The organism is Paenibacillus litoralis, assembly GCF_046244365.1.
GTDB lineage: Bacteria > Bacillota > Bacilli > Paenibacillales > NBRC-103111 > Paenibacillus_V.
Genome location: NZ_CP176395.1, coordinates 7283277 through 7299851 on the forward strand (window position 1 = coordinate 7283277; position 16575 = coordinate 7299851).

Below are 16575 nucleotides of genomic sequence, written 5' to 3' on the forward strand. Positions count from 1 at the left end.
GCGGTGCGCCGTACGCATCTTTATTTCCCGCCGCGCTCCTTGATTTCGGCATTCACTTCCTTCACGATGTCGGCTCCGCCGCGGTCCATCCACTCCTTCACCATTTTATCCCAATCGGACAGCGGACGCTGACCGGCAATCATTTTCGTCTGCTCACCAAGGATGTATTTGTCGAGCTCCGCGCCTTTTTGCGCTTTCGCCTCAGAGTAAATACCGAAGCTCGGGTCGTCGAAAGGCTCCTTGTTGTATTTCTTCTCCATCTCCTCGATGCTTGCGATCAGCTTCTGCATTTCCCGCGATTTGTACGTTTTGGAAAATTCGTTCGCTTCATTGCTCGGCGCCCACGGCTTCCAGTATTCATGTCTTTGCAGCATGTATTGCAGCGGAGCGGCCGTTTCCCACCCTTGCTTCTGCACAGGCAGTCCGTCCACCATCTCGTAGCCGATTCCTTCGCCGCCCATCAGCCAATCGTATCGTTCGTTCTTCGGATTCCGCTCGGATATCGGGATGAATTTGCGGCCATAATCCATAATTTCCAATATTTTCGCCACTTTGTCAGGCTCGCTTTTCAGTCTGGCGGGCAGCGTCATCAACCCGTAATGACCCGATCCCTTCTGGCCTCCCTGCCTGCCATCGGGCGAGACAAAAAACGGAATCGGCGCGAGCTTTGCGTCCGGGCTGACCTTCAGCAGACCAAGATAATAATCTTCAACCATCCCAGTCTGCGTGCCGATGAAAATACCCGCCTTGCCCGAGTAAAATTCCTTGTTTGTCTGCGCCCAGTTCAACGCGGCGAAATCTTTCGTCACCGCGCCTTGCGCGTAAGCGGCAGCGAGCGTTTCGATAACCGTTTTGCGGCCCGGTGAAATAACGCCCGGAATGTATTGCCCCTCAGCGTTCTTATGATACCATGCCGCCGACCAGTAGGCGCCCATATTAAAATCGGGATTGATGTTCTGGCTGAGCGCGAATCCGTACGTATCGTCCTTGCCGTTGCGGTCCGGATCGTTCTTCGTAAAGGCGACGGCAATCTTCAGCAGCTCCTCGTAATTCGTCGGCATCGCCAGCCCAAGGTTGTCGAGCCAGTCCTGACGGATGAGCCCGCTGAACGTTAAAGTCGGCGCATAGATCGGAATGCTGTATATGTTGCCGTTCACCTTAATTTGATTGTAGATCGAATCCGGGACGATCTTGAACGTTTCGTATTTGCCGATATACTCGTTCAGCGGCAAAAACGCTCCTTGCTTCGCCCATTTGTAGTAATTGGAATCGGGGCCCTGAAAAGCAACGACATCGGGCATGTTGCCGGAAGCCATGACGACGCTCAGTTTGCTTTTGTAGTCGGCATCGAGAATAAATTCCGATTTGATGTTGGCGTTGAATTTCTCTTTAATTTTGTCGACCCCTTTACTCTGGGGCGGCGGAAAGATCGTGAAGGCGAAATTCATGAAGCTGATATCGAACGTTTTTTGGGATGCACCGTCCGCAGTCTTCCGCGGAGCCGCACTTGCCGATTTGCCACTGTCGGTGGGCTTCGCGCTTCCGGATTGCTTACCGCTCTCCGACGTTCCGCCCGTCGAACATGCTGCTGCCGTAAGCAGCATACCGGCCGCAGCCGTCATAGCCAAAACCTTCCTCATCGTCTGTTCCTCCCTTTTCCTTCTCGTTCATGTTCGTTTAAATCGATTCACTCGTTCGTCTCGCCGTTTTGCCTGATTGGACAAGCCATGCGGTTCAGGCAACCGCCATCCGGCGGCGGCAGACGGTCAGCCTTTGACGGAGCCGAGCATCACCCCCTTGGCAAAATGCTTTTGCAGAAACGGGTAAATGATCAATACCGGCACCGTCGCCAACAAAATGGCGGCCATCTGCACCGTTTCCGGCGGCGGCGGATCGGTCAGCACCTGCTGCTGCAAGGAGGTCATGTCGTTAACGACGACAATTTGCCGCAGCAGCACTTGAATCGGCCATTTGGACGAATCGCTCAAATAGAGAATGCCGGTAAAGTAGGAATTCCAATGCGCCACCGCATAAAACAGCCCGAAGGTGGCGAGCGCCGGCTTCGACAGAGGCAGAATGATCGTGCGGAAGATCTTCATCTCGCCGGCTCCGTCGATCAGCGCCGCTTCGTGCAGCTCCTCGGGAATGCTGCGGAAAAACTGGCGAAACACGATTAAATTCCATGGGCTAATCAGCACTGGTATAATGAGCGACCATACTGTGTTCAACAGTCCGGTCGCCTGAACGACAAGATACGTTGGAATGATGCCCGCGCTGAACAAAAAAGTGAACAACACCATGAACAGAACCGATCTTTGGCCGAAGAACGGCCTCGACAAGCCGTACGCCATTGTCGCGGTGAATGCCAGATTCATCAGCGTTCCGGCGACGGTAATGAAAACGGTGACAAGGATCGAGCGGATAAACCGGTCCTTCGCCAAGATGTACCTGTACGCGTCCGTCACCCATTCCTCCGGCCAAAACATCATGTCATTCCGCAAATAGCTCTCCATGGAAGAAAAGGATACGGAAAAAATGTACAAAAACGGAAAGAACATCGTCGCCGCGATCAATAAGAGCAGCGCACCGTTCACTAAGCGAAAGAGCCGGTCCCAGACCGTCTTGTGCAGCATGTCGTTTCTCCCCCTCTAAAATACGCCTTCGTCGCCAAACCGTTTGGCCAGACGATTGGCTGCGACTACCAGCACGAGCCCGACAACCGACTTGAACAAACCGACGGCCGTAGCGAAACTGAAATCGGCCTGTAAAATACCTTTGTAGTAGACGTACGTATCGAGCACGTTGCCGACGTCGTTCACATACGGATTGAGCATCAGGTACACTTGTTCGAAGCCGTTGTCGAGCACGCTCCCGAGCCGCAAGATAAGCAAAATGATGACCGTGCTGCGGATGGCGGGCAGTGTAATATGCCAGATGCGGCGAAACCGGTTCGCCCCGTCGACGACGGCCGCCTCGTACAATTCCGGATTGACACCGGTAAGCGCGGCCAAAAAGATGATCGTCCCCCATCCGGCCTCCTTCCATATCACTTCCAGCACAAGCAGCGGCTTGAACAAGCCGGGCATTTGCAGAAAGGGGACGGCTTCCGCATGAAACCATTCCTGCAGCAAATGATTGATCAGGCCGTCGCTGCGCAGAAACAGGGTAACGATGCCGACCACGACGACCCATGACAGAAAATGCGGCAAATAGACGACCGATTGGATGAACCGTTTGAAGATGTCGCTGCGCACCTCGTTCAGCATTAGCGCCAGCACGATCGGCATAGGAAAGGCGAATGCGATCTGCAAAAACGAAAGCGCCAATGTGTTGTACAGCACCCGAATCACTTCGGCATTATCGAATATTCGGTAAAAATGGTCGAAACCCACCCATTCGCTATGAACAAATCCTTGAAACGGGCTGAAATTTTGAAACGCGATGACCGTTCCGAGCAGCGGGACGTATTTATAGATCAGAAAATAAAGCATCCCGGGCAGAACAAACAAATACATATACCTGCTTTTCCAAATCTTTCGGCGTACGGAATCGCCTCGCCGGGACGTTCTCGCCTGCGTACCCCCCGGCTTAATTTCGAAGCGGGCCATTTGGTGTGACGGATTGTGTGACGGTGCTTGACTCATAACTCTCCTCCCTTGCCAATGTACGCTTACTATACAAACTGCAAGGGCAAAACGGAAGTTTCATTTTTGCGGACTCTCGCGGCAAATAGGAAACAAACCTGCAATCGGGGAAACAAGCGCATCGGGACGCCGGCTGGGCGAGCTCGGGGGTGGGTGACCAACCACCGTCACGCCGGGAAAAGCTACGCGCTGAGTTTTGTGTGGCGGTGTGGATCCGATAATTACTATAATTAAATTAACTACTGAACGAAGAAAGGGATGGGGATATGCAGATAACCAAAAACAAGCAGGACAACGTATCTTAAGAAATCAGGATCGAAGTAACCCCCCTACGGATAGTCGGTCAAGCCGTGAGAACTTCCAATGCTCAGCAGCAAAAGGAACAAATCGTTCCCCGCTTGATGTTCGATTTTATGTCGACACGCGTGCGGTAGGTAACGGATCGGGTAAACACGGAGGAGTTTTACGGTATTTTGGATGTGTTGGAGGAGTCGACTATAGCGATTTTTTTACATGGATCGCGGACGTTGAAGTCGGCGGCGAGAGCCGTCCCCGTCTGGATTGACTGTGCGGAAATACCCGGCAATGCTGTATGCCGTAGTCACTTGCGGCCGCATAGCGCCAGCAACTCTATTCTCGTACATCTATCGGGAATGGATGCCGCAGTCCGGCTATGACAGTGTGGCCCGCTATGCCGTGCTGTATCATCGACCGTAATTTAAAGGATAGCTGGATGCCGATTCCAAAATCGAAGTTTAGTTCCCGGTGTTCGGTTAAAATAAAGTATTAGACTGAAGTCGTTTGGTCTAACGTGGTTTTTGAATTGAAAAATCGTTAGCTTTTGAAAAATAAGTTTTAGACTTGATCCGTTAAAAGAAACAGCGGCGGACCAAGACTTGGAAAATAAAGTCTTAGACCAGCCGCTGTTGTCATTCAACTAATGTACCTGTTGAGAAAACGGCAACCGATCGTTCTAGCCGGCTGCCGTCATGTATTTTGAGCTCTCGTTACCCGTTAGTGCATTGGAAAGCCATAAATGCATTTACCACCATTCAATTTTTACTAATTTGTTTGTCTATGACCTTTAACTACTGAAAATACTTATACTGATGGGTAGTCTAGAGCAAAAATTACTTGTTCGGCATTAAAGCGAATAACTCTCTTTACTTCATAAAATCCAAGTTTCTTTAATAAGGCACATGAAGAAGTGTTCGCGGATTGCGCTTCAGCAATGAGCTTATTATATACTTTATCCTCAAAGCAACGACACAATACTTGACTTATCGCCTCAAATGCAAAACCGTTACCCCAATAATTTGATAGAAACATATATGAAATTTGAGTATATTCTCCATCATTGTGTGGTGTTAATAAAATACATCCTAAGAATGCACCTGAAACTATTTCTCTCACTGTCCAATATTGGCAGTTTTTTTGGGGGTTTATCCATTCTGTAATTCTATTTTCGATTTGCTGTGAACTTCTTTGGCCACCCAAGTAATCCCATACTTTAGTATCATTATATAGTTTTTCTAAATCAATGTAGTCAGCTGGATTTGTTATTTTAATGCTACAACGTTTTGTTTCCACTCATCATTCTCCTCGTATTGATGATTTAACTTGCGATAAAATAGTTCACTAATTTATTCGATTATTACCCATACTTTTCCTTTTGTATAGCAATAGCACCCATTACTTGTTAACTACTGCTGTCCGTTAACGTAAAGAGGCAGCCGATCGTCGTGACCGGCTGCCGTCGTGTCTTTATTGAACTATCGTGTCCCGTTAGCGCATGGAGCTATAAGTTTGCCAAAAAAATAAATGATGCGGAGGAACGAGTAGCCGCTGTGACTCCGGCTACGGAGTCACATTCTCCACTAGGGCAAGGTCATCGAGCCAAGCCGGTGCGTTCGCGGATTGATTTATCCTGTACTGGACATAGGCTTGAGTGGTGCCGGCGGGCACCACGAGAGGCAGACTGCGATACATCCAGCTCGAGCTGGACGGCACGGTCAGCCATTGGTAGGATATCGTCGCGCCCGCTGCATTGGCATAGCGCATGCCTAACAGCACTTGTCCTGCCGTCGATTCGTGCTTCGTCCAACCGGATAGGGTGTAGCTTCGCCCAGCAACAAGCGGGATGACCGACGAGGAGATGAAATTGTTGCCGTTCGTGCTGCTAGGCGACAGTCGCTCCGAATGCAGGCCGGCATGCACGCTCTCCGTGTCCCAGTACCCTGCGGTCGCATTCCAATCCGCCGGCGCCGAACCGCTGCCCGCAGCCGTTTCGAATCCCGGATTTTTGACCAAGTTCCGGCTCACGTTCACATTCAGAGTCGGGGAGTAGAACGTCAGGGAGCCGACCTTGACCTGAATGCCTAGCGGGTACATGCCGTCTATCGCCGTGCTCGAGTTCAAATACACCGAGCCTTGAACCGACACCTTCCCTCCGGCTTCTACGCTAACGGCTCCCGGCATATTCACGCCAAGTAGCGGAGCGACTTGCGGCAGCAGCTCGGCTGTTATGGCATGGTTTGCCCTGTTAGTCAATTCGACTTGAAAAGAAACTTGACCTGACCCCGACAACAAGACAGAATCCGGGTTTAGCTCTACAGTCATCAACGGCATTGTACGAATGCTCGTCATCGACTTTGCCGCCATTTTTACGTCGCCGTATACGAAGTCCACAACCCCGCTCACGCCATATTCAGCTTCTCCTACACTGGCCGGGACGGTAAAGGAGGAGGTGCTGCTGTGGGTCCCGCCGGGATTCAGGCTGCCCACGACTTCCGTAATAGGCGCCAGCTGGAACGAATCAGGGAACCGGATCGTCACTACCGCATTCGTAATCGCATTCGCCCCCCTATTCGTAACCGTCACATGGATCTCCGACGAATCCCCGAGCAGGACCGTGCCGTCGGACTCCGTCTGCAGCTCAATCCCGATCTGGGAACCGGCCAGCGGCATAATGGCGTCCAAATACCGCCGGAGCGCGTCAACCATGTCCTCACGGTCACCGCCGAGTGTATGCACGGGCTTCTCCTCCACCCAGGCCTTCAGCGACTGTGCCTTTTGGATCAAGTCCATCACATCCGATACCGCGATATTCCAATTAGGAACCAGCCCGCTTAACCGGTCGGCGACATCCTGGGTTCTCGCGATCAACTGCGCAGTCTTGTTCGACCAGTGCGGCTGTGTCGACAACGACTGATCCTGCAGCAGCCGTCCAGCAGCTTGATCCGCTATCCCGGCGAAAGGGGTCAAGCGATATACATGCGTGGCATATGCCCCTAGCTCTACGTTCAATTGTGCCGACGGACTGCTGAATGACGAAGGCAAATCCCCATACAGCAGCTCCGCTTCATAGCCGGTGACAGGCATCGGAATCGAGACCGATTTTCCCTGGTTCGTCTCATTCAGCGCGACGACGTACAGCTCGCCATTGCTGCTCCCGCTGTTCCAGATCGCCCATTCCGCACCGCCCGCCCTGAATTGATTTATGGGAGCCGAAAGCGCCAACTGTCCGATCAGCTCCAGCTCCGGCTTGAAGGCTACAAGCCCCGGCCATAGCTCCGACGCAGGCAAGCTCCAGCCCGGATCATTTATGGCATAATACCCAAGCCCTGTCGCCCCGGCAAGCAACGATTGATAGGACATATTGCGCACTTCTGTGATCGTAGGCAAGTAGGTCCACGCCGACGGCGGCGGATAGGCGAACGTCTGCAGAAGGGACCATACGGGCCTGCCCCCTCGCGCCGCTTCCTTCGCATCGCGCACTTGATCCCCCACATTCGTGATCGGGTGATTCGGCAAAGGATAGACATCCACTGAGAATATGTCAGGGACACGGGCATAGTTCCCATATTGCAGCGGATCGCCCTCCACCATGTACACCGGATGCATCGAATCCAGCGTTCTCACGAGCGTATACGCATCCGTGACCTGCTCCACGGAGACGGAGTTGCCGCTCGGTTCGTCGATGATCATCCAGCCCAGCAGAGCCGGGTGGTTTTTGAATTCCTCCACGTACATCCGCATTTTCTCATAGTCCTTGGTAACGTTCGCGTAATAGTACAGCGGGAACAGCACTTTAAGCCCGCTCGCCTGGGCAGCGTCCATCGCGATGCGGACATCCGCTATCGACGAAGCTTGTGGCCCCTGCACCGTATTTATGCCGATCTGGTGAAGCTGATCATATTGATTCACATTGGCATGATAAGCGATTACCGGGAAGAAGGGCTCGCCTCCGGATTGAATGAGACCTCCCGAGGGCAGCGTCGCCGGTCGGGCCCGCCGGTAGAGGAGGGAGGATTCCTCATCCCATACCGACGCATCCGGTCCATAGAGAATAGCCTCTACCTTATAGGCTGTATTCGGGGTCATGACGGAAGGATCGAAGGCGATTGCCAGTTCCGGCTGAGCCGGCAACCCGTACACGGAAGCGACGACCGTGCCGTAAACGGCATCGGATACGCGAACCGCTACGGTTTTGCCGGCGTAATCGTGATCGGTAAACCGAGTGCTCAGCTGCACATTCCCTTGCGTTTGATCCGTGTAATAAACGATTTGATCCGTCGTCAGGGTCAGATTGGCCAGTCGAACGGAAGCATCGTCGAACTGCACCGTCCCCGTCCCCCATAGCCGCAAATATACAACGGCAATGACAGACTCTTCCGGGGCGGTCAGACGCAAGGAATAAGGCTGCCAGTCTCCGGTCACCTCGCGAATATAAGGCCCGAATACGCCAGAAACCCAATTGGCGGAGGTAGGCTGCGCCCCCTTATAGAACTCCACCTTAATGACGACGCCCTTGCCTTGAATGCCGGACGTCTTGAACCAGGCGGAAAAGTCATACGTGCTTCCCGCCTCCACCGGGACGACCTGGGAGACCCAGGGATTCGCTAGAGAACCGGACTGGACGGTCACCCCGGCCAGCCCAGTACGCGCCGCTTGCGAGGAAAGGGTGACTGCCGAGCCGCCCCATCCGCCGCTGGCGTTCCATGACCCTGGCACCCCGCCAGTCGCTTGTTCGAATCCGGCGTTTTGCAATAAGTTCGGATTCACTTGCAGCGCCTCGGCCTGCTGTGGCCGGATAGACAAGGTGGACAAAACCAAAAGTAGGACTAGGACAAAAGTCAGCAGCTTACGCAGGGTGATTGCCATTTGTCGACCCTCCAGTGAAAATTGTTATTTTTTCTTTGCCGCGTTCAAATCCGCTATGCGTTTCTTGGCATCCTCATCCGCCTGGCGCAGACCGGTATTCATATCTACACTGCCAATCTGGATCTTCGTCCCATAGCTCGCATAGATGCCGGCGATATCCGCTTCGTAAGACGCTTTGGGTGGGATGGCGGCGAATTTGTTGTAGAAGACGGATCTCCAGTTTTTATCCTTGAAGACCGATTTCTTGCCAAGCTCCTTCTGTACCGCTTCGCTCTTCAAGACGGGCATCGTGCCGATCCGGGCCAACTCCGTCTGGAACTCGTCCGAGAGCATATACTTGAGCACTTCCATGGCGGCGTCCTTCTGCTTGGCCATCTTCGTAATGCCGAAGTAGCTGGGGTACGCCTGCGAGCCTACGCCCGGCAGTTCCTTGAAGGTCGGCATTGATACCATATCCCACTCCATCGATTTGAATTGCTCCTCCCATACGGTGGCAAGGCTGGATACATAATTGATCATCGCTATGTTTTTCGCCTTTACGAAATCATCAATGATCGGCGCTTTGTTCGTAGTTTTCATCATGTTCAACAAATTCGAATCTTGTACGGGATCGAGGAATACCGTCTGAAAAAAGCGCTTCCATCTATCGTCGGAATTGATCGTCGGGGTATCCGTCTTCAGATCGGCGGAAGGCACAGAAAGCTGCATCATGCGAACCGAGTGTGCCGGAGATTGGGCGAATCCCACATATTGGGTTCCACCGTCGACCCGGGTGAGCCTTTTGGACAGATCCGCAATCTGGTCCCACGTCATGCCATCCTTCGGATACTCGACGCCGAATTTATCGAACAGCGACTTGTTGTAGTACAAGACCAGATTATTGTTGTAGATCGGCAGTGCGTAGAGCTTCCCGCCCGAGGCTTGCTTCACCGCTTCGACAATCGTAGGTTCGATCCGGGATAGATCCACCTGGTGCTTCGATACCAAGTCGGACATATCGAATTGAATATCGCTGCCAAACGCATAATTTTCAAAATTGCCAATCGTCTGGAAGAAAATATCAAACCGGGTACCCGATGCGATCAATTCTGGCAGGTTCGTGCCAGGGCCTTTCATGATGTATTTGATCGTGTAGTTGGGAAATTTCTTGCGCAGCATGTTGCCGAATCGAAGGTCAAAGCTCTCGACCGGATCGCCGTTATTGGAATAAAACACGACTTCTGCCGGTTCATTCGACGGTGTCGGCGCATTGGCTGCGGGGCTTGGACTTGGTTCCGCCTTGGGGGCGGTAGAGGGTCCTCCGTTGCTCGAACAGGCTGACAAGAGGCTTAGAATGACGAGCACGATCAAAAAACTCCAGTATTTTCCCTTTTTCATGGAACTGCTCCTCTCAAGATTAGGTAATCGATTTCTTTTATTTTAAAAAGAGAGACAAGATCAACCCCGCTAATCCTTCCAAGGAATCGTCGAGCCTCTCATCGTAACGGAACATACTACTTCTTCCTCCACCCATCTAACCTTTTCCTTCTCCGATGCCTCTCGGGTCAAAATATCCAACGTGCGCTTCGCCAAATATTCGATGGACGGCCCTGCCGTCGTCAGCGGCACGTCAAACGCCTCAAGCTCCGGAATATCGTCATATACGACAAGCGACACCTGCTCCGGCACTCTAATATTCAGCTCCCGAAGCAATCGAGTCGTAGGGAACAAGCTGCCTTGGCTGTCTACGACGATCGCGCTGGGCCTCTCGTCTTGCCCCAGCATGTCCGACAGCTGCGACTTAAAGGAAGGATGAGTCGGATCCAGGATATACTCGGGACGATAATCGAGCTTGAACGCGGCAAGCCCCTGCATGTATCCGTTGAATTTGTGCAGATCCGTCTGGCCGATGAAGGCCACTCTCCGATGGCCCAAGTCCGCCAAATGGCCGACGGCATTCCGCACCGCCCCGATCCTGTCAATCGCGAGGCTATGGGCACGTTCGCTTCTCCAGCCGCCCAGCAAGAGCATCTCCCCGCGGAATTTCTCCTTCTCCTGCAGGAACTCCAAGGTCGGATTCCAATCCGGCCGCCAGTACACGACATAATCGACGAAGTAGCGATTGAACGTGCGCATCGCTTCATCAGGCCCTGCCATCGAGAAAATCACTTGCAGCCCGCGCCGCGCCGCTTCCTTCTGAATCTCGAAGCTTAAGTCGTAGAAGAACAGCCCCTTCAATTTGGGCCAGATCATCCCGAGCATGCTTGGTTGCTTTTGCGCCAGCTTCTTGGCCGCCAGACTCGGGACGTAATTCATCCGATCGGCGATCTTCTTAATGGCCTGGCGCTTCTCTTCACTTACACCGGGCTCGTCATTCAACGCACGGGACACGGTTACGAACGTAACGCCAGCCTCTCTTGCGATATCTTTGATCGTAACCATGACCACGCGCCTCCTTGAATTGCGATTTACGTCCAGTATAGTACAGCTAGTATGTCTTTACAATATTTAATTAAATGAATGCTATTTAAAGATTTTTGAGTAAACGTTTAAGTAATGGGCATAACAAATTCACCACGTTAATGGTCCTATGGCGAATTTTCACGCTTCATGCTGCAACAGTATCGCCTTGCGGGTGAACGAGTAGTCCCCTGACGTCCACGCATACTCGCATTCCGTCTCGCAGTAGAGCTCGACCGCCCCCTTATCCAGATCGTACACGAGCGTGGCCACCTTATCGATCGAATCGAGCACGACAGAGAATCGGCGAGTGAAAATGTAGCCGGCTACGGTCAACCTTCCCTTAACAGCCAGCTCTACGGGCGATCGGTGCATCTGCCGGTGCTCCTCGCTCTCGGCTGCGATGAGCGCCAGCATCTCCTCGGTCGCGCCGCCCCAATGACCGTGCCTCCCTACGTCCGGCAGCTCTCGATAACGCACCAGACTGCCCTTGCCGGCATCAGCCGCCCGGGCTACGAACCTTCTGGAATGCTCCGACGGCACGCGGGAATCCGCCTCTCCATGCACGATGTAGATCGGAATCTGCAAATTGACCACCGTTGTCAGCCCGCTCCGGGACTCATACGCCATCGGATTCGCCTCCGGGCTGCACCCGATCCATACGTCCAATTCATCGCGGAATTCCCCGACCTCATCCTGACGATACCAGAGGGCATAGTCGGACATGCCGCATAAGGACGTAGCCGCTGCGAATGTGTCGGGGAATTTGCCCACGATCGATAGCGCATTGCCTCCGCCGCCGCTGCCCGCTTCGAAATACACGATATCCGGATCCAGGATATACTCCGCATAATGGCGGCGGACATAGTCGATGGCATCGATGATGTCGTAAAGCTCCCAGCCGTTACAGTCCGCCTCCCCCTCCGAGTGCGGTCGGCCGCGCATGTCGACCTCGACCCTCAAGTACGCACTCTCATCCTGCGGTTGATCCATAGGGGTGAAGCCGCGAATCCCCATATGCCAGCCATGTGTGCCGGCCAGGATATAGCCCGGCTTGGCCGGCTTCAAGATCCGGGCTGCGAGCTGGATTCCAGGCGTACGTGACGATTCGTAGTAGACGAAGTCGCAATAAGGCGATGTCTGGTTCATCTTCTCGCCCGTCTGCTTGGCCAGACGAATCCGATCCTCATATTGCTCGTACGCCATCGGGCTGCCTCCTTATTGACGGAGCTAACAGCTCCGAGATGCTAACCGGCTTTCCCTCCGCGATGGAGACGTTGGCTGCGGCACCGATCAAGAGCGACATGGCCCCCGACAAGCTCCCGGCTTGTTGGCCGAGCGGATCCGCCACATCTCCGACGAATAGCATCCGGCGCAGCCGTTCATCGCTGCCGCCATGCCCACCGGCGGCGATCGGTACGCGGTGCTCCTCGGTCTCTCCGCTGGGTCTCGTGATCCTGATCTTGAGCGCGCTATCCTGCTCCTGATGCTGGTCGCTGATCTCCATCCGGCCGGAACTGCCCTGCAGCGTAGCCTTCCAGCCTTCGACCGGACTGAATGCCACCAAAGAATACGTCAGCAGAGGCCCGCCTGCATACTGGACATGGACGGACATCGTATCGTAGATGTTGATCCGTTCGCCGAACACGCATTGGTCGCGGTAATAGCCATCCTCTTGCTCGGCTTGCAAATAGTAGCGGTTCACAAACTCATTTTTTGAGATGTCGAAATAAAACTCGCAATCGGACTTATGTTCGCATGTCAGGCAGCGATGTCCCCGCTTCTCTCGGGTAGGGCCATAGAAGACCCGCTTGCCGAAGGCGTGCACTTCCTCGGGGTGCCGGTCCAGCAGCCAGTTGACCATGTCGAAGTGATGGGTAGATTTGTGCACGAGCAGTCCTCCGCTGTACTCCATCTGCCCATGCCATCTTCGAAAATAATCCGCGCCGTGCGACCGGTCCAGGAACCATTCCAGCGCGACATGGTGGACATCGCCGATAACCCGCTGCAGCAGCAGCTCTTTGATCTTGGCTACATACGGGACATACCTCATGTTGAACGTGACCTTGAGCGAACGGCCGGTTCGCTTCTCCGTGTCGAGAATCTCCCGGCATTTCTCGGCGTCGACCGTCATCGGCTTTTCGGAAATCACGTCACAGCCCGCTTCCATTGCAGCTATGATGTAGGTGTGATGGGTAGAATCGGAACTGGCTACGACGGCCGTATCTGGCCGAACACTGTGCAACATCGTGTCAAAATCATCAAAGATCGGCACGCCCTCGCATTCCTCGCTGAGCGCCTTAGCCCGGCTGGTATTCGGATCATAGATGCCTCCGAAATGGACCGATCCTTTGAGCTCATGGACAAACGGCAATGCAAACATAGCGCGCGCCCGCCCGCCTGCTCCTACCAAGACGACTGTTTTCATGCTTGACTCCTCTCCGGATTAATGGTAATTATAGGGGCACACAAGATGGTAATCGATTTCTTTTTAAGTGTATCATAGCGCTTTCATTTTTCCAATGGCGTTTTTCATCCTTGCTCAACATTATTTTTTTGGAGGTGTGCGCTTACCCTTGTACACCCGACTCCCCACCAATTTTACTTTAAGGCGATTGCTGGATTGCACGTTCGAACAGGCACTGATGCTGCAAAATCAAGGTTTTGAGGGGTATTACACTTATACGCCGACGACAATGGATTGGCATCGTCTTGCAATGGAGTGAAAAAGCCCGTGGTGAGCCGGCGGAGATACTGGTGGAGACGGAACTCCCCCTCATCATGGCCGGAGTCAGGACACCGTGAAGTGTTGCATGCCTAAACTAATTTGCCCGTTGAGAAACGGCTGCCGCGTTCGTAGGTAGCCTTTGTGTTGTCCCACTATTCTCCGAATTATTGGAACTATCCTGCCTCTATGGAGAATCACTTATCTCTTAAATGCTCGCCTTTTCTTAGAATTTGACCATGTTACATCGTTAAAAGACAACTTACTCATGGAATCTAATTGAAGGTGAAGAAAATTGTGGGGCTGTAGAAAGCTGCAAAAGTATCCTCACCCAAACCACTCCTCTGTAAAATGTGGTTACTTCGGGATTAATGCCATTTCATTAGCCAGTATTTTAGGGGAATCCGGGGACTTAAGTGGCTTTACACATGGAAATGCCTTGCTTCGCCATGCAGGGCTGAACCTTACGGAAGCCAGTTCGGGGAAGTGGCGGGGACAAATCGTCCTTTCTAAGCGTGGTCGTTCCCGACTCCGTCGATTCTTATTTCTAGCAACCATGCGTTTGTTGATGAGCAATGGCGAGTTTCAAGCTATGCATGAACATAATGTTAGCGTTAAGAAGATGAAAAAGATGAAGTCTGTCATGAAGCTCTGTGGCAAACTTGCACGCATTTTGGTTGGAATGGCGCGAAACGGATCCGCCTACATTCCCCAAAAACATTGCCATTGGAACAAGCAGCTTAAGACGGGGTCACCATCAATACCACGTAAATTGGCTTATTCGCAGGATTTCAAAGAAAGCACGGAGTACCGGATGTGTTAAGCAAAAGGGCACTGACCCGTTCCGTTAGAAAGACCGGCCTCCACCCCTTGGATAGGTGTGACGAAGGAATGAGAGGGCTTATGACCCGTTGAGACATGGGAGCGAAAACCTCCGGGGGCGGCGTGGAGAATGCGTGCAGAATATGGAAGGATGTGGGGTGGCAAACTCCCCCTCTATTTCCGCACGCCTTCATGTTGCCGAAATCTATCTTAACGTGCCCCTTCTCATCTAATCTCTGCCCTATATGGGGTGAAATCCTGCGAATAAGCGAGTATTCGTGAGTAATTTAAATCGTACCGAGGGAGCTTAACAGGCCGCAACAAGGCGGCCTGTTCTTCATTGTGCTCTCGTACCAGTTAGTTAGATTTTACTTTATTTCCCTTGAGTTATATCGTTATTAGCTGCATCCAAGGCAACAGCCAGTTTAATCTGAAATATTTTACTTAGTCCCTTCATCCATTTCTCAATTGGATACACTTCAACTATCGGAGCAATCGAATCATCATATCGGTCCAATTCAATCTTAATAACAGAGTGAGTATCCACGAGAAAGCTATATATATCTTCACCTTGTTCTGGTGTCCATGATAAAACATGTGCTGTTTTCATTGTGGGGAATGTCTCTATGATAACGTTTAAGAATCTAAGCATGGATATATCATTGAACAAGTGAATTTTTGAGGCATTTAGTTCCTTCCGGTATGCCTGTTCTGTCATAGTCCCTTTGAGTTTCATATCCTGCCTACTTTCTTGAGCCGCTCATTATTATGAGGCTAATATCGAAATTAACATTCCCTTCTATTCTAGAGAGCCGTCAAACTATCCTGCCCTTTCATTTAATGAAGCTGCCGGGATCGCTCCTTGGCAGCTTCATGGTGGCGATATTGAACAATCGTAACCATTAGCGTAATCACCTTAAGTGACAAGGTCATCTTACCGTCTGGTAAACGAGACCTATGGCTCCAGAATCAAAGGTCTTGTTTTCGATTAGCTTAAGATTGATCTTCTCCTTGAGACCTTGGAATAACGGCAATCCCTTACCGATCAAGACGGGAGAAACCGTAATTTTATACTCATCAATTAAATCAAGCTGCATAAGGTGGTGTGCGAACCTAGGACTGCCGAGGATGACCATATCCTTGCCTGGCTGCTGTTTGAGGTTATTGATCTCTTCCTCGACATCTTCTTTCACGAGTCTGGAATTATTCCATTCGACTTTCTCCAGCGTCGTGGAAAAAACGATTTTGGCTGTCTTTTCGATCCACTCGGCATGATTCCGTTCATGCTGCGAAGCTGATGGGTTCGAAGGCACAGATGGCCAGTAACTGTGCATCATCTGATAAGTCCCACGCCCCCAAATGACAGTGTCGGCAGTACTCAGAATTTCTTTCGCGTGTTTCTCCAAATCAGCATCGTAGGAAACCCAACCAATGTCCATTTCACCATTCGGCCCTTCTACAAAACCGTCAAGCGATGCGTGCAGAAATAGAACGAGTTTTCTCATTTTCAGTTCTCCTTTGTTCATGAGGGATATCTACATTATACATTTACTACATTTTAGCATAATTCAACTTGGGTTGTTTCTTATGGATTGCTAATCCCAAACCTGCCCGTTCGTATTATGAGGTCACCAGATCTTTCTGGTCGACCTCTTTTTTGTATGGTCGTAAGATTGCGGTAGCCGGGGATCGAACGTATCTGCCCGTGGGACTTGGATCCCGAGAGCTATTCAGTTCATCCCCCCTACTTGTTCAACCATGGTTAGGCTGGTTGGGACGTTG

Annotated in this window: 11 protein-coding genes and 1 pseudogene; 1 reads left to right on the forward strand and 11 read right to left on the reverse strand. The window is 52.0% G+C overall.

The window, feature by feature from the left end:
• Positions 1 to 20: 20 nt before the first annotated feature.
• From ACKGJP_RS30745 to ACKGJP_RS30785, 9 genes are all read right to left on the reverse strand, one after another.
• The gene (locus ACKGJP_RS30745; protein WP_409342563.1) at positions 21 to 1640 is read right to left on the reverse strand and encodes an extracellular solute-binding protein; all 1620 of its coding nucleotides are present in this window, start codon (positions 1638 to 1640) and stop codon (positions 21 to 23) included.
• A 126-nt stretch (positions 1641 to 1766) separates the two neighbouring features.
• The gene (locus ACKGJP_RS30750; RefSeq protein WP_409342564.1) at positions 1767 to 2633 is read right to left on the reverse strand and encodes a carbohydrate ABC transporter permease; all 867 of its coding nucleotides are present in this window, start codon (positions 2631 to 2633) and stop codon (positions 1767 to 1769) included.
• A gap of 15 nt (positions 2634 to 2648) precedes the next feature.
• Positions 2649 to 3515, reverse strand: a complete 867-nt coding sequence (locus ACKGJP_RS30755; protein WP_409347295.1) for an ABC transporter permease — start codon at positions 3513 to 3515, stop codon at positions 2649 to 2651.
• A gap of 1230 nt (positions 3516 to 4745) precedes the next feature.
• Positions 4746 to 5234 (reverse strand): GNAT family N-acetyltransferase, encoded by a 489-nt coding sequence (locus ACKGJP_RS30760; protein WP_409342565.1) that lies wholly within the window; start codon positions 5232 to 5234, stop codon positions 4746 to 4748.
• 267 nt (positions 5235 to 5501) lie between these two features.
• On the reverse strand, positions 5502 to 8807 hold the full coding sequence (locus ACKGJP_RS30765; RefSeq protein WP_409342566.1) for a carbohydrate binding domain-containing protein: 3306 nt from the start codon (positions 8805 to 8807) through the stop codon (positions 5502 to 5504).
• Positions 8808 to 8831: 24 nt separating this feature from the next.
• Positions 8832 to 10184, reverse strand: coding sequence for an ABC transporter substrate-binding protein (locus tag ACKGJP_RS30770; RefSeq protein ID WP_409342567.1), 1353 nt, complete (start codon positions 10182 to 10184; stop codon positions 8832 to 8834).
• Between the two features lie 69 nt (positions 10185 to 10253).
• Entirely contained in the window at positions 10254 to 11228 is a 975-nt protein-coding gene (locus ACKGJP_RS30775; protein ID WP_409342568.1) for a LacI family DNA-binding transcriptional regulator, read from the reverse strand.
• A gap of 159 nt (positions 11229 to 11387) precedes the next feature.
• Positions 11388 to 12452: an alpha/beta hydrolase family protein gene (locus ACKGJP_RS30780; RefSeq protein ID WP_409342569.1), complete on the reverse strand. Its 1065-nt coding sequence runs from the start codon at positions 12450 to 12452 to the stop codon at positions 11388 to 11390.
• Entirely contained in the window at positions 12433 to 13674 is a 1242-nt protein-coding gene (locus ACKGJP_RS30785; protein ID WP_409342570.1) for a Gfo/Idh/MocA family protein, read from the reverse strand. The genes ACKGJP_RS30780 and ACKGJP_RS30785 overlap by 20 nt, the downstream gene beginning before the upstream one ends.
• 661 nt (positions 13675 to 14335) lie before the next feature.
• Here ACKGJP_RS30785 and ACKGJP_RS30790 point away from each other — a divergent pair.
• Positions 14336 to 14689, forward strand: a pseudogene (locus ACKGJP_RS30790) (transposase); the annotation flags it as partial.
• 477 nt (positions 14690 to 15166) lie between these two features.
• Here the strand turns inward: ACKGJP_RS30790 and ACKGJP_RS30795 are convergent.
• Both ACKGJP_RS30795 and ACKGJP_RS30800 read right to left on the reverse strand, forming a co-directional pair.
• Positions 15167 to 15529 (reverse strand): hypothetical protein, encoded by a 363-nt coding sequence (locus ACKGJP_RS30795; RefSeq protein WP_409342571.1) that lies wholly within the window; start codon positions 15527 to 15529, stop codon positions 15167 to 15169.
• Positions 15530 to 15722: 193 nt separating this feature from the next.
• Positions 15723 to 16298 (reverse strand): dihydrofolate reductase family protein, encoded by a 576-nt coding sequence (locus ACKGJP_RS30800; protein ID WP_053435337.1) that lies wholly within the window; start codon positions 16296 to 16298, stop codon positions 15723 to 15725.
• Positions 16299 to 16575: the final 277 nt, after the last annotated feature.